Annotated in this window: 22 protein-coding genes; 4 read left to right on the forward strand and 18 right to left on the reverse strand. The window is 60.1% G+C overall.

The window, feature by feature from the left end; all coding sequences use genetic code 11:
* The first annotated feature begins 166 nt into the window (after positions 1-166).
* On the forward strand, positions 167-880 hold the full coding sequence (gene phnR / locus QMK54_RS08715) for a phosphonate utilization transcriptional regulator PhnR (protein WP_110662182.1): 714 nt from the start codon (positions 167-169) through the stop codon (positions 878-880).
* Positions 881-988: 108 nt separating this feature from the next.
* Here the strand turns inward: phnR and QMK54_RS08720 are convergent, their stop codons facing one another.
* The 7 genes from QMK54_RS08720 to minC all read right to left on the reverse strand — a co-directional run bounded on the left by QMK54_RS08720 (position 989) and on the right by minC (position 7,979).
* Positions 989-3,154 carry a mechanosensitive ion channel domain-containing protein gene (locus tag QMK54_RS08720; RefSeq protein ID WP_320402360.1) on the reverse strand — a complete coding sequence of 722 codons (2,166 nt, stop codon included), beginning with the start codon at positions 3,152-3,154 and terminating at the stop codon, positions 989-991.
* Positions 3,155-3,232: 78 nt separating this feature from the next.
* The gene (locus tag QMK54_RS08725; protein ID WP_008048365.1) at positions 3,233-3,409 is read right to left on the reverse strand and encodes a hypothetical protein; all 177 of its coding nucleotides are present in this window, start codon (positions 3,407-3,409) and stop codon (positions 3,233-3,235) included.
* 235 nt (positions 3,410-3,644) lie between these two features.
* Positions 3,645-4,934 (reverse strand): M18 family aminopeptidase, encoded by a 1,290-nt coding sequence (locus QMK54_RS08730; protein WP_007974949.1) that lies wholly within the window; start codon positions 4,932-4,934, stop codon positions 3,645-3,647.
* 207 nt (positions 4,935-5,141) lie between these two features.
* Complete coding sequence (locus QMK54_RS08735) at positions 5,142-5,777, reverse strand: RluA family pseudouridine synthase (RefSeq protein WP_223588161.1); 636 nt, start codon at positions 5,775-5,777, stop codon at positions 5,142-5,144.
* A 192-nt stretch (positions 5,778-5,969) separates the two neighbouring features.
* On the reverse strand, positions 5,970-6,224 hold the full coding sequence (gene minE / locus QMK54_RS08740; RefSeq protein WP_007974947.1) for a cell division topological specificity factor MinE: 255 nt from the start codon (positions 6,222-6,224) through the stop codon (positions 5,970-5,972).
* Between the two features lie 3 nt (positions 6,225-6,227).
* Positions 6,228-7,040 (reverse strand): septum site-determining protein MinD, encoded by an 813-nt coding sequence (gene minD / locus QMK54_RS08745; RefSeq protein WP_060541535.1) that lies wholly within the window; start codon positions 7,038-7,040, stop codon positions 6,228-6,230.
* Positions 7,041-7,241: 201 nt separating this feature from the next.
* Positions 7,242-7,979, reverse strand: coding sequence for a septum site-determining protein MinC (minC, locus tag QMK54_RS08750; protein ID WP_046037759.1), 738 nt, complete (start codon positions 7,977-7,979; stop codon positions 7,242-7,244).
* 118 nt (positions 7,980-8,097) lie between these two features.
* Between minC and QMK54_RS08755 the strand changes: the two genes are divergently transcribed.
* Both QMK54_RS08755 and QMK54_RS08760 read left to right on the forward strand, forming a co-directional pair.
* Complete coding sequence (locus QMK54_RS08755; RefSeq protein ID WP_320402361.1) at positions 8,098-9,030, forward strand: lipid A biosynthesis lauroyl acyltransferase; 933 nt, start codon at positions 8,098-8,100, stop codon at positions 9,028-9,030.
* Between the two features lie 63 nt (positions 9,031-9,093).
* Positions 9,094-10,266: a patatin-like phospholipase family protein gene (locus QMK54_RS08760; protein ID WP_320402362.1), complete on the forward strand. Its 1,173-nt coding sequence runs from the start codon at positions 9,094-9,096 to the stop codon at positions 10,264-10,266.
* A gap of 114 nt (positions 10,267-10,380) precedes the next feature.
* On the opposite strand, the gene QMK54_RS08770 is transcribed toward QMK54_RS08760, so the two are convergent.
* The 8 genes from QMK54_RS08770 to puuE form a co-directional block, all read right to left on the reverse strand.
* Positions 10,381-11,166, reverse strand: a complete 786-nt coding sequence (locus QMK54_RS08770; RefSeq protein ID WP_110661893.1) for an outer membrane protein OmpK — start codon at positions 11,164-11,166, stop codon at positions 10,381-10,383.
* Positions 11,167-11,543: 377 nt separating this feature from the next.
* Positions 11,544-12,329, reverse strand: a complete 786-nt coding sequence (locus QMK54_RS08775; RefSeq protein ID WP_223588171.1) for an outer membrane protein OmpK — start codon at positions 12,327-12,329, stop codon at positions 11,544-11,546.
* 170 nt (positions 12,330-12,499) lie between these two features.
* Positions 12,500-13,858 carry a nucleobase:cation symporter-2 family protein gene (locus QMK54_RS08780; protein WP_223588173.1) on the reverse strand — a complete coding sequence of 453 codons (1,359 nt, stop codon included), beginning with the start codon at positions 13,856-13,858 and terminating at the stop codon, positions 12,500-12,502.
* Between the two features lie 161 nt (positions 13,859-14,019).
* Positions 14,020-15,321: a urate hydroxylase PuuD gene (locus QMK54_RS08785; RefSeq protein ID WP_320402363.1), complete on the reverse strand. Its 1,302-nt coding sequence runs from the start codon at positions 15,319-15,321 to the stop codon at positions 14,020-14,022.
* A gap of 50 nt (positions 15,322-15,371) precedes the next feature.
* Entirely contained in the window at positions 15,372-15,875 is a 504-nt protein-coding gene (locus QMK54_RS08790; RefSeq protein ID WP_320402898.1) for an ureidoglycolate lyase, read from the reverse strand.
* A 122-nt stretch (positions 15,876-15,997) separates the two neighbouring features.
* On the reverse strand, positions 15,998-16,993 hold the full coding sequence (gene alc, locus QMK54_RS08795; RefSeq protein WP_110660462.1) for an allantoicase: 996 nt from the start codon (positions 16,991-16,993) through the stop codon (positions 15,998-16,000).
* Positions 16,994-17,083: 90 nt separating this feature from the next.
* Positions 17,084-17,599, reverse strand: coding sequence for a 2-oxo-4-hydroxy-4-carboxy-5-ureidoimidazoline decarboxylase (gene uraD / locus QMK54_RS08800; RefSeq protein ID WP_320402364.1), 516 nt, complete (start codon positions 17,597-17,599; stop codon positions 17,084-17,086).
* Positions 17,596-18,522 (reverse strand): allantoinase PuuE, encoded by a 927-nt coding sequence (puuE, locus tag QMK54_RS08805; protein ID WP_108218982.1) that lies wholly within the window; start codon positions 18,520-18,522, stop codon positions 17,596-17,598. Before puuE ends, uraD begins: the two co-directional genes overlap by 4 nt.
* A gap of 434 nt (positions 18,523-18,956) precedes the next feature.
* Here puuE and uraH point away from each other — a divergent pair, with 434 nt between their 5' ends.
* A complete protein-coding gene (gene uraH, locus QMK54_RS08810; protein ID WP_008017679.1) occupies positions 18,957-19,310 on the forward strand; it encodes a hydroxyisourate hydrolase in 354 nt (117 codons plus the stop codon).
* A gap of 193 nt (positions 19,311-19,503) precedes the next feature.
* Here uraH and QMK54_RS08815 read toward each other — a convergent pair whose 3' ends face one another.
* From QMK54_RS08815 to QMK54_RS08825, 3 genes are all read right to left on the reverse strand, one after another.
* Positions 19,504-20,130 (reverse strand): LysE family translocator, encoded by a 627-nt coding sequence (locus tag QMK54_RS08815; RefSeq protein ID WP_223588180.1) that lies wholly within the window; start codon positions 20,128-20,130, stop codon positions 19,504-19,506.
* A gap of 72 nt (positions 20,131-20,202) precedes the next feature.
* Positions 20,203-21,552: an NCS2 family permease gene (locus tag QMK54_RS08820; protein ID WP_015096117.1), complete on the reverse strand. Its 1,350-nt coding sequence runs from the start codon at positions 21,550-21,552 to the stop codon at positions 20,203-20,205.
* Positions 21,553-21,868: 316 nt separating this feature from the next.
* A complete protein-coding gene (locus QMK54_RS08825) occupies positions 21,869-22,315 on the reverse strand; it encodes a MarR family winged helix-turn-helix transcriptional regulator (protein ID WP_110660466.1) in 447 nt (148 codons plus the stop codon).
* Positions 22,316-22,318 lie beyond the last annotated feature (3 nt).

Raw genomic sequence — 22,318 nt, forward strand, 5'->3', positions numbered from 1 at the left:
GGCCGATGAATTGCAAGTCGTTGGAGGGCGAGAGCGGCGACCGTTGGGCGCCTTTGTCACACCTCGGTCATCTGCACTGCCTACGCTTGCAGGCTATTGAGTGAACCGGTTTACGCTGCGGTTCCGCCCTGAATTGGTGCTGGTCTAGTCCAGATAGGAAACATTGATGCGTGACGAGGCAACAAAAGCGGTGACCGCCATCGGCCAGGTGCTTCAGGAACAGATCGATCACGGACTGTTGGCTCCCGGCAGCAAATTGCCGGCCGAGCGCAAGCTCAGTGAGTTGTTCGGCACCACACGAATCACTTTGCGTGAGGCGTTGTTGCAGCTGGAGTCACAGGGGCAGATCTACCGCGAGGAGCGTCGCGGCTGGTTCGTCTCGCCGCCACGCCTGGCCTACAACTTGATGCAGCGCAGCCACTTTCACGCGATGGTCAGCGCCCAGGGGCGGGAGCCGTCCACCGAGGTGATTTCGGCGCGATTGCAACCGGCATCGGCGGCGGTCTGTGCCTGGCTGCAATTGCCGGCGTTGTCGAGCGTGATCCAGATCTGCCGCTCACGGCGCATCGACGGGCGACTGGTGCTGTATGTGGAGCACTATCTGAACCCGCAGTACTTTCCAGGGATCCTTGATTTCGATTTGAATCAGTCGATCACCGAGCTGTATGCGCGGCATTACGATTTGCACTACGGGCGGGTGCGTTTCGAGATTGTGCCCACGGCGTTGTCGGTGGATGCGGCGGCGGCGTTGAAGGTGTCGGTGGGCAGCCCGGGCTTGCGGATTGCCCGGGTCAACTATGACCAGCATGAACGGTTGATCGACTGCGACCTGGAGTTCTGGCGGCATGATGCGATTCATGTGAGTGTGGATGTGGTCTAGCGTCCGACCTTCCTGTAGGAGCGAGCTTGCTCGCGAAAAACCCATATGCACCGCTGGGCATCTGAATTTACGCGTTATCGTTCATGACCTTCGCGAGCAAGCTCGCTCCTACACGGGCCCCTCATTCTGTGGGCCACCACCAGCGGTGATCACCTGGATACTCATCCGCGGTGTCGCCAGATCCAGTCCGGCTTCATCCATGTGCCGCTTGAGCGACAGGTTGAACGCTCGCGACACTTCCCACTGCTTGATTGGCGCGGTCTTGAAGCGGGCGCGAAGGATTGCGTTGCCCGACTCGAAACTTTCCACTCCCTGGAACTCCAGCGGTGACCAGATATTGCGCCGTTGCAGCGGATCGGTGCGCATTTTCTGGGCAACTTCGCGCATCAGTTTGATGGCGTTGTCGATGTCCATGCTGGCGGGCACCGCGACCCGGAAGATCGCGTAGCCGAATTCCCGGGAGTAGTTCTTGATGCTCTTGATTTCGCTGAACGGGATGGTGTGGACGATGCCGTCGATGTCCCGCAGGCGCACGGTACGGATGGTCAAGCCCTCGACCGTACCGAGGTGGCCGCCGACATCCACGTAGTCGTCGATGGCCAGGGAGTCTTCGATGATGATGAACAGCCCGGTAATCAGGTCGGCGACCAATGACTGCGCACCAAAGCCGATGGCCAGGCCGATCACGCCGGCACCGGCCAGCAGTGGCGTGACGTTCATGCCCATGTTCGCCAGGGCGACAATGAGCGCGATGATAAAAATCGCGATGAACAGCACATTGCGGATCAGCGGCATCATCGTCTGTGCGCGGGCATTGGCCAGGCCTTTGCGCGAGCGGGTCAGGGCGTGGTGCACGGCGGTATCGCTGAGAATCCAGATCAGCCAGGCGAACAGCAGCGTGCCGGCAAGGCTGAACAGCTTGACGCTGACTTCGTGGCCGTCGCCTTCGGTAAAGCGGATCAACGACATGCCCCAGACACGCAAGCCAAGCTCGATGAAAGCCAGCCACACCATCAAGTGGACGATGGTGTAGAAGAAGTTTTTCAGTCGTTCCGAATACACGGCATAACGCCGGATGCCGCGCTGGGGTTTGAGGGCGTGGCGGCGTACCAGGCCGTTGATGACCATGCACAACACCAGCAAGACGGTACAGATCAGCGACTGGCGCAGGGCGGTGCTGGTGTCGCCGGCGGAAATGAACGTCGCGAACAGGGAAATAGCCACCAGCACCAGCGCCGGCACGTACCAGAAGGTGCCGAGAATCGACAGGGTGTCGTTGAGGGCGCGGCGGGTCAGGCGCCGGGACAGCGGTTGATTGCGGATCAGGTGGGCGATCGGCCGGCGGAAACGCAGGATGAACCGCCCCGTTGAGAGCGCTGCCAGGACATTGGCGACGGTCGCGGCGGTATGGGCCAGATGGCTGCCGAGGCTGTTGACCAATTGCGGATCGCTCAGCGCTTCGCCAAACGCGGCGAAGCTACCGATCAGCCACAGTGGCCGAAACGCCTGGTGCCGCAGGATGTACAAGGCGCGGTGGCGGTGTGGGCCGTCGAGTAGGGAAAAGGCAATCACGCAGATGGCCGAGAAGCAGGTGCCGACCACCAGTGCATAGGCCAGCACCATGGCCAGGCTTTTGCCCAGGGACGAGGGCAGGGCGTAACTCATGTAGACCGTGATCACCAGGGCGATCAGCCATGGCCCGAGCTTGCGCAAGGCAAAGCGCAACATGTCCAGGGCCCGAGGGTGCTGCGGCAGTTCTTCGGTCAGGCCGAAACGCATCCGCACGCGGTGGCTGATCCAGATCAGGGCGGCGGCCAGGAGGCTCCAGACCATCAGGATCATGGCGAAGGCGAACAGCATGGGCAGCCATTCATTGGCCGGCAGCGCCAGGGCCGTTAACTCTTCCTGGGCCTGATCGAACTCGCTGGACCAGCGCGTGAGCGGACTGTCGTCGCCGGAAAATTTCTTCTCGAGGGTGGCCAGGGTTCCACCAATCAAGCCCAGCACGCCTTCTTCGGTAATTGGCTGGGCCTTTTTGGTGGCGTCGCGGAGCTTTTTCAGGTCGGCCAGCAGCTTGGTGCGTTGCTGATCGTTCTCCAGTGACTTGATCACTTCGTCCAGGGATTGCCCCAGCGGTTCCTGTGCTTCGGGTTGCGCCTTGGTCTGGCCACTGAGAAGGCCTGGCAGGCCGGCCGCCTGGGCAGGCGCCACTGACAGGAGCATCATCAGGCAGACCAGGAAAATACACGGGAGGGCAAAAAGACGAGCGAGCACTAGGCGGTCAACCTCACAAGGAGCGGATCGACCGAGTGTACGAGCCCGTCAAAATCAATGCGAGCCAAGGGTGATGAATTATTCGTTGAGTTTGGCGAGGATCTTGATCACCACGGTCGCGAGAATGGTCAGCATGCCGATCCACATGGCGAACACACCGGCATTTTTATCGCGAAAGTTGAAGCCGACGGCCAGCAGGAGCATCCCGGCGAGAATCGGGATCAGCATGGCGTGAAAGGTAGACATCGAAATCATGGAGACAGCCTTGTCGAGGGGTACTTGAAGTCTAGGTCGCTTTTGATGCGGCCGGTGTGATGTGTATCAATGCTGTATGGGCAACGAGCTTTTGTGGCGAGGGGGCTTGCCCCCGTTGGGCTGCGCAGCAGCCCCAAGCATTTCTGTCAGACGGACTGCATCAGCAGAATTTGCGACCGCTTCGCGGTCTTACGGGGGCAAGCCCCCTCGCCACATGTCCCTCATTGCATCGGATTTACGGCAACTCGCGGCAGGCGTAGAACGCGCTCAACACCTTGACCAGGTGCGCCAGGTCATGGCTGCCGCACAGTTCGCGGATCGAGTGCATGGCGAACGTCGGCAAGCCGATGTCCACGGTGCGTACGCCCAGGTGGCTGGCGGTGATCGGGCCGATGGTCGAACCACAGCCCATGTCGCTGCGCACCACGAAACTCTGCACCGGCACCTCTTCAGCCATGCACAGGTGACGGAAGAACCCGGCGGTTTCGCTGTTGGTGGCGTAGCGCTGGTTGCTGTTGACCTTGATCACCGGGCCGGCGTTGAGTTTCGGACCGTGGTTGGCGTCGTGCTTGTCGGCGTAGTTCGGATGCACGCCGTGGGCGTTGTCCGCCGAAACCAGCAGGGATTTCTGAATGGTGCGTACGAATTCATCACCTTCAGGCAACAGACGGCGCAAGGTTTGCTCAAGCATCGGGCCGTCAGCACCGCAAGCCGAGCAGGAACCGACTTCTTCGTGGTCGTTGCAGACCAGCACGCAGGTTTCGTCGGTGTCGGCCGTCAGCAGCGCTTGCAGGCCGGCATAGCACGACAGCAGGTTGTCCAGGCGCGCGCCGGCGATGAAGTCGCCATGCAGGCCGATGACCGCAGCGCTTTGGGTGTCGTAGAAACTCAGCTCGTAATCGAGCACCACGTCGGCGTTCAGGCCGTGTTCGCGGGCCAATTGGTCGGTGAGTACGGCGCGGAAGTCCACGCGCTCGTCACCGGCAAATTGCGCGAGGATCGGCGGCAGTTCGGTCTGGGCGTTGATGGCCCAGCCCATGTTGGCTTCACGGTTGAGGTGAATCGCCAGGTTCGGAATGATCGCGACCGGTGCCTTGAAGTCAATCAACTGGCTCTCGACCTTACCATCACGACGGAAGGTTACGCGGCCCGCCAGGGACAGGTCACGGTCGAACCACGGCGCCAGCAGCGCGCCGCCATAGACTTCGACGCCCAGTTGCCAGAAACCCTGGCGTTGCAGTTCCGGTTGCGGCTTGACCCGCAAGCACGGGCTGTCGGTGTGGGCGCCGACCAGGCGAATGCCGCCATGCAACGGTGAATGGCGACCCATCTTGATCGCGACAATCGAAGAGTCGTTGCGGGTGACGTAGTAGCGACCGTTGGCTTCGGTATTCCACGGCTCGCGCTCGTCGAGGCGCTGATAGCCCGCCGCTTCCAGGCGCTGAACGAGGCTGGCGGTGGCATGGAACGGGGTAGGGGAGGCCTTGAGGAAATCGATCAGGCCTTGGTTCAACTCTTCGCGCATAAAGTAGCTCCAGACAGCAATGGCGCCAGTTTAACGTATTGGCCCGGGAATTGGCGTGGGACTGCTGGTGGGGAGGCCCCGGTATCGAACCTGTAGGAGCGAGCCTGCTCGCGATGGTCGTCAACGATAACGCGGGGAGCCTGGCGCCCCGCGGCGTTCTCGGGCTCATCGCTGGCAAGCCAGCTCCTACAGGGGGATGTAGGGACCTCAGAACGGTGCCGGGCACTCGAAGCGCAGGCGTTCGCCGGTCTGCGGATGGGTAAAGCTGAGCATGCTCGCGTGCAGGCACAGGCGCGGCCAGGCGGCCAGCGCCTGCTCGTGAGCGTAGAGCCCGTCGCCCAACAATGGATGACCAATCGAGAGCATGTGCACGCGCAACTGGTGGGAACGGCCGGTGATCGGTGTCAGTTCCACACGGCACCAGTCGCCGCAACGTTCGAGCACTTGCCAGAAGGTCAGCGCGTGCTTGCCGAATTCGTGATCGACCACATGCCGTGGCTTGGTCGGCGGGTCGTAGCGCAAGGGCAGGTCGATGCTGCCGCTGTCCAGTTCCGGCTGGCCCCAGCACAGGGCGGTGTAGGCCTTTTCGGTTTCCCGGTCGTGAAATTGCCGGGACAGCTCGCGATGAGTGTCCGGATCGCGGGCCAGCAGGATGATGCCGGAAGTTTCCCAGTCCAGGCGGTGGACGATTCGCGCTTCCGGGTAGCCGTTTTCCTGCAGGCGGGTAATCAGGCAGTCCTTGTTGTCATCGGCCCGGCCAGGGACGGAGAGCAACAGGGTCGGTTTGTTCACCACCAGTACGGCGGCATCCTGATGGATGATGTGGATGTTGGACAACGGCATTAAAACAGCCTCGTAACAAACGCCAACGGCGGCTCGATCATTCTCACGCCCCTCATTGCAGGGGCCGGCTTGCTGGCGATGCAGGCAACGCGGTCTGACTGTTACAACGCGTTGAAGCTATCGCTGGCAAGCCAGCTCCTACAGGGAGTGCGTTTCGAATGATCGAGCCGCCGTGGCTCCTGGCGGATCGACTCAGCGATCAGGCAGGGTGATATTGAGTTCCAGAATCGAGCAGCTGCCCTGGCTTTCCAGTGCGACATGCACGTCATCGGACCCGATATTGACGTACTTGCGGATCACCTCGACCAGTTCCTTCTGCAAGGCTGGCAGGTAGTCCGGGGTGCTGCGTTGGCCGCGTTCGTGCGCCACGATGATCTGTAGACGCTCTTTCGCTACCGACGCGGTGCTTTGCTTTTTGTTGGCACGAAAGAAGTCAAAAAGGTTCATTGCTTAGTTGCCTCCAAACAGGCGCTCGAAGAATCCCTTCTTCTGTACATCGAGGAATCGATGATCCACGGTCTTGCCCAGCAGGCGGTCAACGGTATCGCTGTAGGCCTGGCCGGCATCGCTCTGGTCGTCGAGAATCACCGGAACACCCTGGTTGGATGCCTTGAGCACCGCCTGGGATTCAGGGATCACGCCGAGCAGGGCCACCGAAAGGATTTCCTTGACGTCTTCTACGCCGAGCATTTCGCCTTTGCTCACACGTTCCGGGTGATAACGGGTAATCAGCAGGTGTTCCTTGATCGGGTCTTCGCCGCGTTCGGCACGACGGGACTTGCTGGCCAGAAGGCCGAGCATGCGATCGGAGTCACGTACCGAGGAGACTTCCGGGTTGGTCACGACGATCGCTTCATCGGCGAAGTACATGGCCAGGTGGGCGCCTTTCTCGATACCTGCCGGAGAGTCGCAAACCACGAACTCAAAGTCTTCCTTGAGTTGCATCAGGACTTTTTCCACGCCTTCGACGGTGAGCGCGTCTTTGTCGCGGGTCTGGCTGGCGGCCAGTACGTAGAGGTTTTCCAGGCGCTTGTCTTTGATCAGGGCCTGTTGCAGGTTGGCTTCGCCGTTGACCACGTTGACGAAGTCATACACCACGCGGCGCTCGCAACCCATGATCAGGTCGAGGTTACGCAAGCCCACGTCGAAGTCGACGATCACTGTTTTGTGGCCGCGCAGAGCGAGGCCGGTACCGATAGCGGCGCTGGTGGTGGTCTTACCCACACCACCCTTGCCGGATGTAACCACGAGAATCTTGGCCAAGGTGTTTCACCCCTAAGGAAGAAGGACTTTCCAGCCCCTGAAAAACATCTCCTGAAAACTACTGCAGTCGGACAGCCTTGGCTGGAATTCGGTTTTGAGCGGCGTTTACCCCAGGTAAACACTGCTCTCGGCCTTTTTCCTACTTCGTTTGAGCCGTTTTCGCTACGTTTTAGAGATGCTTGGAAAATGCGGCAGTATCCGTTAAAGCCGAATGATGTTCAACACGTCGCCGGACAGGCTGACCTGCACACCCGAACCCCATAGCGGGTCGCGGCGCAGATCTTCGGAAACCTTGTAATGTCCGGCGATGGAAATCAGTTCAGCACTCATTTGCTGACAGAAAATCCGCGCCTTGGTGTCGCCCTTGACGCCGGCCAACACGCGACCACGCATCGGGCCGTATACATGGATGTTGCCATCGGCGAGAAGTTCCGCCCCCGGGCTGACCGAGGAGATCACCACCAGATCGCAGCCCTGGGCATAAATCTGCTGGCCACCGCGTACTGGCGAAGTGATGATTTTCGTCGGCTTGATGGTTGGCTCGGGCGGTTTTTCCGGTTTTTTCTTCGGTTCGCCTTCGGTCAGGTCCAGTGGACGCTCGCGGGCACCGGACGGTGGCAGCACCGGCAAGTCGACCGCAATGGCGGCGGCGATGTCTTCGATGCGGCTGGCGCGGATCGCCAGGGTGCGCAGGCCGTGCTGGCGGCACACGCGCATCAGGCCGGGCAGATCGACCGCGCCTTCGTTGGCCGGGAGTTTGTCCAGGGCCAGTACCAGCGGCGCGTTGCTGAAGAAGTTGGGCGCCTGGGCGACCTTGGCGGCCAGTTGCCGATCAAGGCTTTCGAGGTCGTTACGGGCCAGTTCCAGCACCGTAATGGCCAGCATGCTGCCCTTCAACTGGAACACGGGATCTTGGTCTAGCGGTTCGGTTTGGCTCATGGTCGGCATACAACGACTTGTCACTAAAAGTGCCGAGACTTATAACGAGAACGCCCGCAGGCCGCAAGCCGGGTCGAACGATGTAGAATGCGCGGCCATTGTCATTCCGGAAGCATTAATGGACCGCCCGCGTTTTCGAAAAGCATTTCTATCTCCACGTTTCTGGCCGCTGTGGTGTGGTCTGGGGCTGTTGTGGCTGATCGTCCAGTTGCCGTATCCGGCCCTGCTGTGGATCGGTCGTGTCCTGGGTTCTTTGATGTATCGTGTGGCCGGCGACAGACGGCGCATTGCCAAGCGCAACCTGGAGCTGTGTTTTCCTGAAAAGACCGCCGCCGAACGCAAACGCCTGCTCAAGGAAAACTTCGCCTCCACCGGCATCGCGTTTTTCGAGATGGCGATGAGCTGGTGGTGGTCGCGCAAACGCCTGGCAACTCTCGCTCACGTTGAAGGGCTGGAATATCTGCAGCAGGCCCAGCGTGAAGGCAAGGGCGTGATCCTGATGGCGCTGCATTTCACGACACTGGAAATCGGTGCGGCATTGCTCGGCCAGCAGCACACCATCGACGGCATGTACCGCGAGCACAAGAATCCGCTGTTCGACTACATCCAGCGCCAGGGCCGCGAGCGACATAACCTCGACTCGCTGGCGGTAGAGCGCGAAGACGTGCGCGGCATGCTCAAGTTGCTGCGTTCGGGCCGGGCGATCTGGTACGCACCGGATCAGGACTACGGCGCCAAGCAGAGTATTTTCGTGCCGCTGTTCGGCATCCAGGCCGCGACCGTCACCGCCACGAGCAAGTTTGCACGGCTGGGCAAGGCGCTGGTGGTGCCGTTCACCCAGGAGCGTCTGGCGGACGGCAGCGGGTATCGCCTGGTAATCCATGCGCCGCTCGAAGGCTTCCCCGGTGAAACCGAGGAAGACGACTGCATTCGCATCAACCAATGGATCGAAAGCGTGCTGCGCGAGTATCCCGAGCAATACCTGTGGGCCCACCGCCGCTTCAAGAGCCGCCCGCCGGGCGAGCCGAAGCTGTACGCCAAACGTCGTTGAATCCCGATACAGGGGAATGGGGCGAAACAACGAAATCCCGTCAAGCACCATGGAGAGTTGCGAATGAATCCAAGCGAACCGGTTACAGGGTTGATTCTTTCCGGTGGCGGGGCTCGGGCGGCCTATCAGGTCGGGGTTTTGGCGGCGATTGCCGAATTGCTGCCGCCGGGGGCGAGCAATCCGTTTCCGGTGATCGTCGGCACTTCGGCGGGCGCGATCAACGCCGTCAGCCTCGCCAGCGGGGCAATGGACTTTCGTAACGCCATCGAACGCCTGACGGCCTTCTGGCAGGGCTTTCGCAGTCATCTGGTGTTGCGCAGCGACTGGCCCGGGGTGATCCGCCAGGCCAGCCGCTTTGTCAGCCACAGTCTGCTCGGCATCGGCAGGCACATGCCGGTGGCGCTGCTCAACAGTTCTCCATTGCGCGATTTGCTCAACGACAAGCTGCACATGGGTGGCATCGCCGAAGCGATCGCACAGAAGCAATTGCATGCGGTGGCGGTCACGGCATTCGGCTATGAGTCCGGCCAGGCGGTCACCTTCTATCAGGGCGGCGGCAAGATCGACGCCTGGTTGCGCCATCGCCGCATCGGCGTTCCCGCCCGTTTGTCCGTTGAACATTTGCTCGCCAGTTCGGCGATTCCGCTGCTGTTCGCCCCGGTGAAAATCGGCGAAGAGTATTTCGGTGATGGCGCGGTGCGCCAATCGGCTCCGATCAGTCCGGCGCTGCATCTGGGCGCCAGTCGGGTGCTGGTGGTGGGCGTCAGCGGCAACCCCCGTGGATTCGACCCGCAACAACCCTTGCAGCGCAGCTACACCGGTCAGCAGCCGACCCTGGCGCAGATCGGCGGGCACATGCTCAACAGTACGTTCATTGACAGCCTGGAAAGCGACATCGAACTGTTGCAGCGCCTGAACCAGTTCAGTCACCTGATGCCCGACGGCACGCCGACCCGGGCATTGGGCGTGGCGCCAGTGGATGTACTGGTGATTTCACCAAGCCAGCCGATCGACGAGATTGCCGCGCGCCATCGCCAGGAGCTGCCGGCGGCATTGCGCCTGTTTTTGCGCGGGCCGGGTGCGACCAAGACCAGCGGGGCGGGGGTGTTGAGCTATCTGCTGTTCGAGTCGGGGTATTGCAGCGAATTGATCGAGTTGGGGCGACGCGATGCGTTGGCCAAGCGCGGGGAGTTGTGCCGGTTTCTCGGGTTGGAGGAACCTGTGGTTTCGGCTTGAGATAGGCGGTCTGTAGGAGCGAGCTTGCTCGCGATGGACGTTAACGATGACGCTGGGAGCCTGACACCCCGTGGCGCTCTCTGGTCCATCGCGAGCAAGCTCGCTCCTACATGATCAGAAGTGAACCTTGACCAGGAAACTGGTCACGCTCTGATCAGTTTTAAAGCCCTGGCTGTCTTCAATGCCGTACTTGTTTTTCCAGTAGTCATACTCGACACCGACGTACAGCTGCTTGGCACCCAGGTTCAGCGCCTTGCCCAGGTCGTATTTGACCTGCGGATTGAAGTGCAGGTTGGCGTGGTATTCGCCTTTTTTGTTCACGTCGTTGTCGACGACCCAGTCCATGAAGCCGTCGATCAGCACATCCGAGCCGCCCACCGGGATGGTGTAGGACCAGACCGGCGTGACCTGCCAGATGTTGTCGCCCGGGCGGTCGCCTTCGGTGTGGCGGTTATAGAAGTTCAACTGGAAGTAGTCGAAGCCCGGGATGGCCAGGTCGAAGCCTGGGCCGATCAGGTACGACTCGGTGTCGTCTTCACCGAACTCGTAGGTCATGGCCAGCAGGACGTCCTTGATCGGGCCTAATTCGAACTTCTGGTCGAAGATCTTGTTGAACGACAGGCGCGGGCTGAGCTCGCCGTAGTGGCTGTTCTTGCCCGCGAAGGCGTCTTCCTTGCCGTTGTAGAAGATCTTGTCGATGAAGAAGAAGTTGTCGCCGTACTTCCAGCCATCGGCGTGTTCGAAGGTCACCGTCTGCTGGATGCGCGGGTTGACCTGGAAGTCCTTGCCATACAGGTAGCTCAGGCTGTTGTTCTGCCACTGCAGCAAATCGCCAGCCATGGCCTGGCCCCCGGCCAGCATCGATCCCGCCAGCATCAGGCTAGTGCACGTACGTTTCATTCGGTTGCTCCCAAAAAGTAGGTGGTTCCACGTTATTTTTTTAAGATCGGCGCTCTGGTGTGGCGCCTGTTTCTGAAGCGGTAAAAAATCATCCATTCGGTCAGCTTTAGTGCTGTTAGCAATAGCTGGGCCAAGGCTTTCAAAAAGCAAAAAAACTCCCGTTCGGCAGCTCAAGAGCGGTCGATTGAGAGGGGTTTTGGAGTGCCTTGGTGCCTGCCAGAGCCGGGATAAGTTGGCCTGCTGGTCAGGTTTTACATCCGGGCTTTTTTTTAAACCGGATTCGGGCGGCCGCGGAGAATACTGACTCCTCGGCCAGGTCTCAAGTGCTCCGCAACGGCGCACCGACGACAGGTGTGGGGCACGGTTGCGGGGCAGCATCAGAAATGCACCTTCACCAGCAGGCTGGTGGTGTTTTCATTGGTGTCGAACTTGCCGCTGTTTTCGATGCCGTACTTGTCTTTCCAGTAGCTGTATTCGATGCCGGCGTACACCTGTTTCTCCCGCCAGCCCAGGGCCTTGCCCAAGTCGTATTTGACCTGCGGGTTGAAGTGCAGGTTGGCGTGATAGGTGCCATGGGCGTTCTGGTCGTTATCCACCACCCAGTCGATGTAGCCGTCGATCAACAGGTTCGAGTTGCCCAATGGCAGGGTGTAGGACCAGGCCGGCGTGATCTGCCAGACATCATCGCCAGGACGCGAGCCTTCGGTCTGGCGGTAATAGAAGTTCAAGGTGAAAAAGTTGAAGCCTGGCACCGAGAGATCGAAACCGGGGCCGATCAGGTAGGCCTCGGTGTCGTCCTCGCCGTTCTCGTAGGTCATGGCCAGCAGCACGTCCTTGATCGGGCCGAATTCGAAACGGCGGTCGAGGATCTTGCCGAGGGAGAGGCGTGGGCTGAACTCGCCGTAGTAGGCGTGGACGCCTTTGTTGCGGTCTTTCTCGCCGTTGTAGTAGGTGCTGTCGATGAACATGAAATTGTCGCCGTACTTCCAGCGGTCGGCGTGTTCGAAGGTGATCGTCTGCTGGATGTGCGGGTTGACCACGAAATCCTTGCCGTACAGGTAACTCAGGCTGTTGGTCTGCCACAGCAGTAAATCGCCGGCCATGGCTTGACTTGCGGCCAGCAGGCCGCCACTCAACAGCAAGTTGGTTTGTGTCCGAATCATCTGTTGCTCCCTCTTGTTTTTATTTTTCTGTGGCGAGGGGGCTTGCCCCCGTTGGGGCGCGGAGCGGCCCCTGACGTCCCTTCAGACAGATCGAATTGATTGAATTTACGGCTGCTTCGCAGCCGAACGGGGGCAAGCCCCCTCGCCACAAAAGCCCTTTCACAGGTCCATCAATGCGTGTGAGCCTGGCAGTCGTTGATGGCCGCGCGTTCAGCGCCGCCAAGGATGTTGAACAGCAGGTTCAGCGTCAGCGCGCTGAGGGTGGCCATGGCGATGCCGCTGTGGGTGATCGGGCTCATCCACACGGGCAGGTGGGCGAAAAACTCCGGGCGCACCACCGGGATCAGGCCCATACCAATGCTCACCGCCACCAGTAACTGGTTGCGACGGTCACCGATGTCGGCTTCCTGGAGAATCTTGATCCCGGTGGCGGCGACCATGCCGAACATCGCGATGGCCGCGCCGCCCAGTACCGCTGGCGGAATCGAGGCCACCAGGAACGCGGCCTTGGGCAGCAGGCTCAGGACGATCAGCAAGCCGCCGGCAACGATGGTCACCGAGCGGCAGCGCACGCCGGTCATCTGCACCAGGCCGATGTTCTGGGCGAAGGAGGAGTGGGTGAAGGTGTTGAAGAACCCGGCGAAGAACGAGGCGCCGGCGTCGCACAGCAAGCCGCGACGCAGCATCCGTGGGCAGACTTCCTGACCGGTGATCTTGCCCAGGGCGAGGAACATCCCGGTGGACTCGACGAAAATGATCACCACCACCAGGCACATCGACAGGATTGGCGCGAGTTCGAATTTCGGCATGCCGAAGTGCAGCGGGGTGACGAATTGCAGCCATGGCGCCTGAGCCATGCCGCTGAGGTCGACCATGCCGAGCAGGCCGCAGAGCACGTAGCCCAGGCACATGCCGATCAGCACGGAAATATTGACCCAGAAGCCGCGCATGAAGCGGTGCACCAGCAAGATGGTGCCCAATACCAGTGCGGCGATGGTCAGGTAGATCGGTGAACCGAATTGAGTGGCGCCAGCACCGCCGCCGGCCCAGTTGACGGCCACGGGGAACAGCGACAAACCGATCGAGGTGATGACCGTGCCGGTCACCAGAGGTGGGAAGAAGCGCACGACCTTGGACATGAACGGGGCGATGAGCATGCCGAAGAACCCGGCGGCGATGGTCGCGCCGAAGATCCCTTGCAGGCCGATACCGGGCATGCCGGCCATGGCGACCATGCTGCCGACGGCAGCGAAACTGGCACCCATCATCACCGGCATGCGAATGCCCATGGGGCCGATGCCGAGTGACTGGACGATGGTGGCGATGCCGGCGACCAGCAGGTCGGCGTTAATCAGGAAGGCGATTTCTTCACGACTCAGGCCAGCGGCCTGTCCGATGATCAGCGGTACCGCGATGGCACCACCGTACATCAGCAGAACATGTTGCAAACCGACCAGGATCAGTTGCAAGAGGGGTAAACGCTGAATGGCGGGTGCGTCGGGGATGCGCGCTTTGGAGAGCTCGGACATGCAACACCTCGGATCTTTTTATTCTTGTGATTTTTCGTATCAGGCAACCGCTGCGCGGTTGATCGCCAGCAAGCCGGCTCCTACAGGTTTTGGGTCGGTCGCATCATTTGTGAACGACATAAATCCGTAGGAGCCGGCTTGCTGGCGATTCTTTTCAACGATTAATTGGTCTGGGCTCCCTGCACAATCCAGGCACCGATCAGGTCACGTTCCTGCTGGGTCATCTGTGTGATGTTGCCCAGTGGCATGATCTGGCTGGTGACGGCTTGTGCCTGAATCCGCGGTGCGTTCTGGCGGATCTGCTCGGGGGTGTCGAACATCACACCGGCAGGGGCCGCACTGAACAGCGGGCTGGTTGGCTTGGCCGAGTGGCAAACCGCGCAACGCTCCTGAATCACGCTGTGCACTTTGTCAAAGCCAGGGCCTGCGTTGGACGCTTGCGCCGGAGCGGCGGCTGGCGTTTCTGCAGGTTTGGCTTCAGCCGGTTTCAGACCACCGCCCACTGCTGTTTCCGGCAGCGGCTGGTATTCGATCTTCGCGGGGGCCTTGGCCACTTCCGGGCTGTTCAGCGGCGCAGGGCCGGTGACGTAGGCCAGGCTGATCATGCCGACGGCTGCGACTGGAAGCGTCCAGGCAAACTTGTGGCTGTCGTGACGGGTGTTGAAGTAGTGACGCACCAACACCGCCAGTACCGCGATCCCGGCCAGGATCAACCAGTTGTACTGGCTGCCGTAGGTGCTAGGGAAGTGGTTGCTGATCATGATGAACAGCACTGGCAAGGTGAAGTAGTTGTTGTGACGCGAACGCAGCAGGCCCTTGGCCGGCAGTGCCGGGTCCGGCGTGCGGTTCTCGGCGATCGCCGCCACCAGTGCGCGTTGCGCCGGCATGATGATGCGGAACACGTTGCCGACCATGATGGTGCCGATGATCGCGCCGACGTGCAGGTACGCACCCCGACCGCTGAACACCTTGCTGAAGCCATACGCCGCGCCGATGATCAGGACGAACAGGATGCCGCCGAGCAGGGCAGGGCGTTTGCCCAGGGCTGAGTCACACAGGAAGGAGTAGACGAACCAGCCGATGAACAGCGAGCCAATACCGATGGCCACGCCTTCAGGACCGCTCAGGGTGCTGCCCGGAGCCAGCAGGTAGAGCGTCGGGTTGGAGTAGAACACCACGCACAGCAGCGCGATACCCGACATCCAGGTGAAGTAGGCTTCCCATTTGAACCAGTGCAGGTTGTCCGGCATGGTCGGTGGAGCCAGTTTGTATTTTTCCAGGTGGTAGATACCGCCGCCGTGGATCGCCCACAAATCACCGGCCAGACCGCTTTTCGGGTTGACCCGATTGAGGTTGTTTTCCAGCCAGACGAAATAGAACGACGCACCGATCCAGGCCACGCCAGTAATCATATGAACCCAGCGCACGCTCAGGTTCAGCCATTCCAACAGATGTGCTTCCACAGTCTTTACCTCTCGCCTGTCACTCTGTTGTCGAGTGATCAGACCTTCTCTTATTGGTGGGGGGCGAGGATCAAACGCTCATCCTCTTTGAAAAAATGCTCATCGCAGTTATTGCCTGTGCCACTGCGATCAACCACCAGGAAGTCATCCCGCTTTTCGATCGTCAGCACCGGGTGGTGCCAAACGCCGCGATGGTAATTAATGCCCTGCCTGCCGTTGGTGACGAAGGCGCGGACCAAGCCTGATACAGGTTCATCGCCAAGTGGCGCGACCACGATCAGAAAGGGGTTGCCGAGCAGCGGAATGAAAGCCTGGCTGCCCAGCGGATGGCGCTCCAGCATGCTGACGGTCAGCGGCATGTCCTGCGCGTCGGCGCGGAAGATGCTGATGATCGCGTTGTCCTCTGGCGTTGCAGTTTCGACCGCAGCCAGTTTGTGGAAGCGCATGGTCGAACCGTTGTTGATCATGAAGTGATCGCTGCCGTCGGTTTCGATCACGTCACCGAAAGGGGCGAAGGCTTCTTTGGTCAGCGGTTCAATCGTCAGTGTGCGCATGCTGTTCTTCTTAATCTCAAATGTGTTGGGGTGTTGCTCTTGTAGGAGCCGGCTTGCTGGCGATAGCGACCTCGCTGACGCCATCGCCAGCAAGCCGGCTCCTACAGGGTTTTCATCGGTGCTTATTTAGCGACCTTGCCCAAAACGCGCAGGCGGCTCACACCACCATCCGGGAACACGTTCAGGCGGATGTGGGTGATCGGGCCCAGTGCCTTGATCTGCTCGGCGAAGGTGTGTTCGGCGTGCATTTCCAGTTTTTGTGCTGGCAGCAGTTCGCGCCAGAACAGCGACTGGGTTTCGATCTGGCTGTCGGTACCGCCCTTCACGAACGCGCCCTGGATCGAGCAAGTGTCCGGGTAGTTGCCCTTGAAGTGCAGGGTGTCGACGATGACTTTCTCGACTTCGCCGGCATGACCCAGCGCGACGATCACCCAGTCATTGCCCGGGGTACGACGACGCGCGGTTTCCCAACCGTCGCCCATGTTGATGCCACGGCCCGGGTTGAGGATGTTGCTCATGCGGCCGAAGTGTTCGTCGGAGCAGGCAAGGGCGCGGCCACCGTTGAGGGCGGAGGCCAGGTCGACTTGCTCGTTGTCGCCGGTAGCCGACCAGTCGCGGAACGGCACACCGTACACGCGCAGACGGGCCACGCCGCCATCCGGGTAGATGTTGAAGCGCAGGTGGCTGAAGGCCTGGTCGTTGTTGATTTCGTGGTAGTGGTGGCTGTTGCCTTGCAGCTCGACGGCGGACAGTACTTCAACCCACTGGGTGTTTTCGGTCGGCTCGCCTTCGGCCAGGAAGCAGGCTTCCAGGGATGCCGACGGCGGGAAGTTGCCGGTGAAGAATGAAGTGTCGATGTCGACGCCCTTGATCGAACCCGGTACGCCCAGGCGGATCACGGCGCTGTCGAAGCCTTCGAAGCGCTTGCGGCGCGATTCCCAGCCGTCCATCCACTTGCCGTTGTCATCGAACACGCCCTCCTTCCATACGGCCGGGGTCGGTTGGAACAGACGATTGGCGTCTGCGAACCAGTCATCGGTGACCGAGATGATTTTGGTGCCCAGGCGGGCATCGGCCAGGTTGACGAACTTCTCGAAAGGTACGGCGTAAGCTTTCATTCTTCTTGTCTGCCTTTAAATAAGTGGCTTGGGATGCTCTCGGGGCCCTGGGCGGGTTCGGCGTTCTTGAACGTGCTCGGGCCAGGATCGCTATAGGGTCAGTAATCGGAACAGGGCGATCTTGTTGATCTCCGCCAGCGCGCACTTGAATTCGGTGTCGACCGAGTTGTGGATGCGCGTTTCGAACGCTGCGAGGATCTGATGCCGGTTGCTGCCTTTTACCGCCATGATGAAGGGAAACTTGAACTTGGCTTTGTAAGCGTCGTTCAGCTCGGTGAAGCGCTGGAACTCTTCGGCCGTGCATTGGTGAATACCGGCGCCAGCCTGTTCATTGGTGCTGGCTTCGGTCAACTGGCCCTGGACGGCGGCTTTGCCGGCCAGGTCCGGGTGAGCATTGATCAAAGCCAGCTGGCTTTCGTGATCGGCGCTCAACAGGATGTCGCTCATGCGCTGGTGCAGGGTTTCGATCTCGTCGATCGAAGCGTCCTGGCCCAGGTCGAAGGCCTTCTCGGCCACCCATGGCGAATGTTCGTAGATGTCGGCGAAAGCGGCGACGAAGGCGTCGCGGCTCAGGCTCGATGGCTTGACGGTTTGAAAGGTGCTCATTTGGCAGCCCCTGTGTACGGGTGGGTTTCTTGCCAGTGGCGCGCGATGTCGACGCGACGGCTGAACCACACCTGTTCATGACTTTTAGCGTATTCGATAAAGCGCTTGAGCGAAGCCAGACGCGCCGGACGGCCGATCAGGCGGCAATGCAGGCCGATCGACAGCATCTTCGGTGCTTCGGCGCCCTCGGCGTAGAGCACGTCGAACGCATCCTTGAGGTATTCGAAGAAGTCGTCGCCCTTGTTGAAACCCTGGACCTGGGTGAAGCGCATGTCGTTGGTGTCCAGGGTGTACGGGATCACCAGGTGCGGCTTGCCGGTCGGGTTGTTCGGTTCCCAGTAGGGCAGGTCGTCGTCGTAGGTATCGCAGTCGTAGAGGAAACCGCCTTCTTCCATCACCAGGCGACGGGTGTTCGGGCCGGTGCGGCCGGTGTACCAGCCCAGCGGGCGTTCGCCGGTGATTTCGGTGAGGATGCGGATCGCTTCGAGCATGTGCTCGCGTTCCTGGGCTTCGTCCATGTACTGGTAGTCGATCCAGCGATAGCCGTGGCTGCAGATCTCGTGGCCGGCATCGACCATGGCGCGGATCACGTCCGGGTGACGCTGGGCGGCCATGGCCACGGCGAAGATGGTCAGCGGAATGTCGAATTCCTTGAACAGCTTGAGGATCCGCCACACGCCGGCACGGCTGCCATACTCGTAAAGGGATTCCATGCTCATGTTACGCGCGCCTTGCAGCGGCTGGGCGGAAACCATTTCCGAGAGGAAGGCTTCGGACTCTTTGTCGCCGTGCAGGATGTTGCGCTCGCCGCCTTCTTCGTAATTGAGTACGAACGACAGGGCGATTCGGGCATTGCCCGGCCAGTGTGGGTGCGGAGGGTTACTGCCGTAACCGACCAGGTCGCGTGGGTAGTCAGCGCTCACTGCAGGCTTCCTTCTTGTTCGATGATGACGGTTGGTGTGACGCAGCCGAAGATTGGTTGGCAGGCTGGCGTCACAGCGATGGGCTGATTGTATACAACTTTATATTCACTTTGTAAGCCTGAATTTTCGCATTTTTCACCGACTGTCATCTTTTACTGCTATTGGCGTGAGCCTGCAAGAAATCTGCCTGACTGGTCAGTAATTCGCTGAAGGGTTCATGGGCTGTGCGGTTTGGCGGGAAATCGACGGTAAATATGCGGATGGCGAGGGCAATGCGAAAAATGTCGTTTTTATTGTGTACAATTTTTTTGAAAAATGTCTTAATCAGTCGCTCGCCGCAGCTTTTCGTGCTCCGAATCGGTGCGGTCTCCTTTTCAACTGACTTCGGGAGGCGCGAAGTCTGACTGCTCCACGCAGGCAGGCGCGCAGAATCAATGGGACGTTTGACTACTCACGTTTTGGACGCAGCACACGGTTGCCCGGGCAGCTCGATCAAGGTCGAGTTGTACCGCGTTGAAGGTTCGCAGCTGGAATTGGTCGCCACTGCAGTCACCAACAGCGATGGCCGTGTCGATGCACCGCTGCTGCAAGGCGATGACTACCGCACCGGGGTCTATCAGGTTCAGTTTCATGCCGGCGATTACTACCGCGCTCGTGGCGTCAAGCTGCCGGAGCCTGCTTTCCTCGATGTCGTGGTGCTGCGTTTTGGCATCTCCGCCGAGCAGGATCACTACCATGTGCCGTTGTTGATTTCGCCTTACAGCTATTCCACGTACCGCGGCAGCTGATCCCCCAAGCAGCTGCAGCACCCTGGAAGCGACTGCGCATATAGCTTCTTTGGTCTTTCGCCCGCTCACACTGCGGGCTTTTTTTCGCCTGTAGGAGTGAGCTTGCTCGCGATGGAGGCCCAGACAACGCGGGCATTCAGATGTCCCGCGTCATCGTTGATGTCCATCGCGAGCAAGCTCGCTCCTACAACTGTTAGCGGCTCAGCAGGGACGCTGCACCCGCACCACCAAACAACCCGGCACTGATCCGGTTAAACCAGCTCTGGCCCTTGCCGCTGCGCAGATACCGCGCCGCACCATGGGCGCCGAGGCCATAGGCCAATTTGCACAGTAGGTCGAGCACGGTCCAGGTCGCAATCATCACCAGCAGTTGCGGCAGGAACGGCTGTTCGGCACTCAAGAACTGCGGCAGGAACGCGGCAAAGAACAGAATGTCTTTCGGGTTGCTCGCGCCGAGCATGAACGCTCGACCAAACAGCGCACGAAAGCGCGGCACCGGCGCAGCCTGTGGCACTTCAGCGCCGTGGGATGGCAGGCGCGATTGCTGCCAGCTTTGCCAGGCGAGGTAGAACAGGTACAGCGCGCCAAGGATCTTCAAGGCGCTGAACAGCTGTTCGGAAGCCAGCAACAACGCACCCAGGCCCAGCGCCGAAGCACTCAGCAGGCAGATCGAGGCCGATACGCCGCCAAGAAAAGCCGGGTATGAGCGGCGCAGGCCGTAATTCAGACTGTTGCTGATCATCAACAAAGACAGTGGCCCCGGGATCAGGATCACAATCAGCGCAGCGCCGCTGAACAGCAGCCAGGTTTCCAGACTCATCACTTTCCTCCATTTGCACAAAAGCCCCACCCGACGGGGTGAGGCTGTTTTCAAGCGGGTCCCGCGTAAGGTTTACAAGAAGATGAACTTGGCGATGAAGATCGCGCAGAGCACCCACAGACTCACGGAAATTTCCTTGTACTTGCCGGTGCCGGCCTTCAACGCCACGTAGGTGATGAAGCCCAGCGCGATGCCGTCAGCGACCGAGAAGGTCAACGGCATCATGATCGCGGTAACGATGGCCGGAATACTGTCGGTGGCTTCGTCCCATTCGATGTGGGCCATGCCGCCCATCATCAGCATTGCCACATAAATCAGTGCGCCAGCGGTGGCATAGGCGGGAATCATGCCGGCCAGTGGTGCGAAAAACATTGCGGCTATAAATAGCACACCAACGGTGACTGCGGTAAGACCAGTCCGACCACCAGCGGCCACACCGGCAGCACTTTCCACATAGCTTGTCACTGGCGGAACACCCACCACCGCACCGAATACGCTGGAAGCACTGTCGGCTTTCATCGCGCGGGAGAGGTTTTCGATCTTGCCGTCAGCGCCGACCAGGTTGGCGCGCTGGGCAACGCCCATCAGGGTGCCGGCGGTGTCGAACATGTGCACGAAAAGGAACGCCAGGACCACGCTGATCATGCTGACGTTGAACACGCCGGCGACGTTCATGGCCATCCAGGTCGGAGCCAGGCTTGGCGGGGCCGACATGATCCCTTCGTAATGCACCAGGCCCAAGCCCCAACCGGCGAGGGTCACGGTGATGATGCTGATGAGGATTGCGCCGAAGACCTTGTGGTAGCTGAGGATGGCGATCATCAGGAAACACACGGCGGCGAGCAGTGGGCCAGGCTCGCGCAGGGAACCGAGCTTGATCAGGGTGGCCGGGCTATCGACGACGATACCCGCGGTTTTCAGGCCAATCAGCCCCAGGAACAGACCCACGCCGGCGCCCATGGCGAAGCGCAGGCTGACCGGGATGCTGTTGAGCAACCATTCGCGGATTCGCGAGAAGGTCAGGATCATGAACAGCACACCGGAAACGAACACCGCGCCGAGGGCGGTTTCCCAGTTGTAGCCCATGGTGCCGACCACGGTGTAGGTGAAGAAGGCGTTCAGCCCCATGCCCGGTGCCAGGCCGACCGGCCAGTTGGCGTACAGGCCCATCAATAGGCAACCCAAGGCCGCAGCGATACAGGTAGCGACGAATGCCGCGCCATGATCGATCCCGGCGTCAGCCATGATGTTGGGGTTGACGAAGATGATGTAGGCCATCGTGATGAAGGTAGTCAGACCGGCAATCAACTCGGTCTTCACCGTGGTGCCATGCAAGCTGAGTTTGAACAGACGCTCCAGCAAGCCATTGCGTAGTGGCGGCGAGAGATCCAGCGTCGATGCTTCGGATTTGCGGCTTTCCACAGCGAGTACTCCTCAAGAGTTTTATTTTTATTTCCAGGGCCGGATCCGAGAGGGGTGGCAGCGGCCCTTTGAGGTGCTTGCGAATTTGTTGACCGCTTGGTCAGGAACTCGCACGAAGTGGATTATGCTTTTGTATACAAAGAAAGCAAATAATGTTTTTGGTTTTGTCGACGAAATATTTGGCTTTAGGGATATATCGCCTGTTCCGACGCCTTCGCGAGCAAGCCCGCTCCCACCTTCGAACGGGTTTCAAATGTGGGAGCGGGCTTGCTCGCGAAGGGGCCAGATCACCGACGCATGTCTAAAAGGAAAACATTCATTCAGCCGCTGAATGATTTTTCCCCAATGCCAGATTCACCGCCAACCACCCATTCACGGCCTGTTCCCCAGCCTCGCCAAACACCCGCTCGAGCAATTTCACCTGCTCGCGCCGCAACGCTTGTTCAAACCGGGCACCTTCGGCAGTCAATTCCAGCAACCGCTTGCGCTTGTCAGTTTCGGACGCGACGCTCTCGACCAGGTGCATCTCCAACAATTGCCGCAGCGGCATGTTCAGCGCCTGCTTGCTCACGCCGAGCAAGGCCAGCAGTTCCTTGACACTCAGGTTCGGATAGCGGGCGATGAAAAACACGATGCGTTGATGGACCCGGCTCAGGCCGCGACGTTCGAGCATTTCATCGGCCTTGGCGGTGAAGGCCTGGTAGCCGAAGAAAAACGCTTCCATGGCTTGTTGCTGGGATAGCGGGTTTTTAAGGTCAAGCATATT

The organism is Pseudomonas sp. P5_109 (assembly GCF_034009455.1).
Lineage (GTDB): Bacteria > Pseudomonadota > Gammaproteobacteria > Pseudomonadales > Pseudomonadaceae > Aquipseudomonas.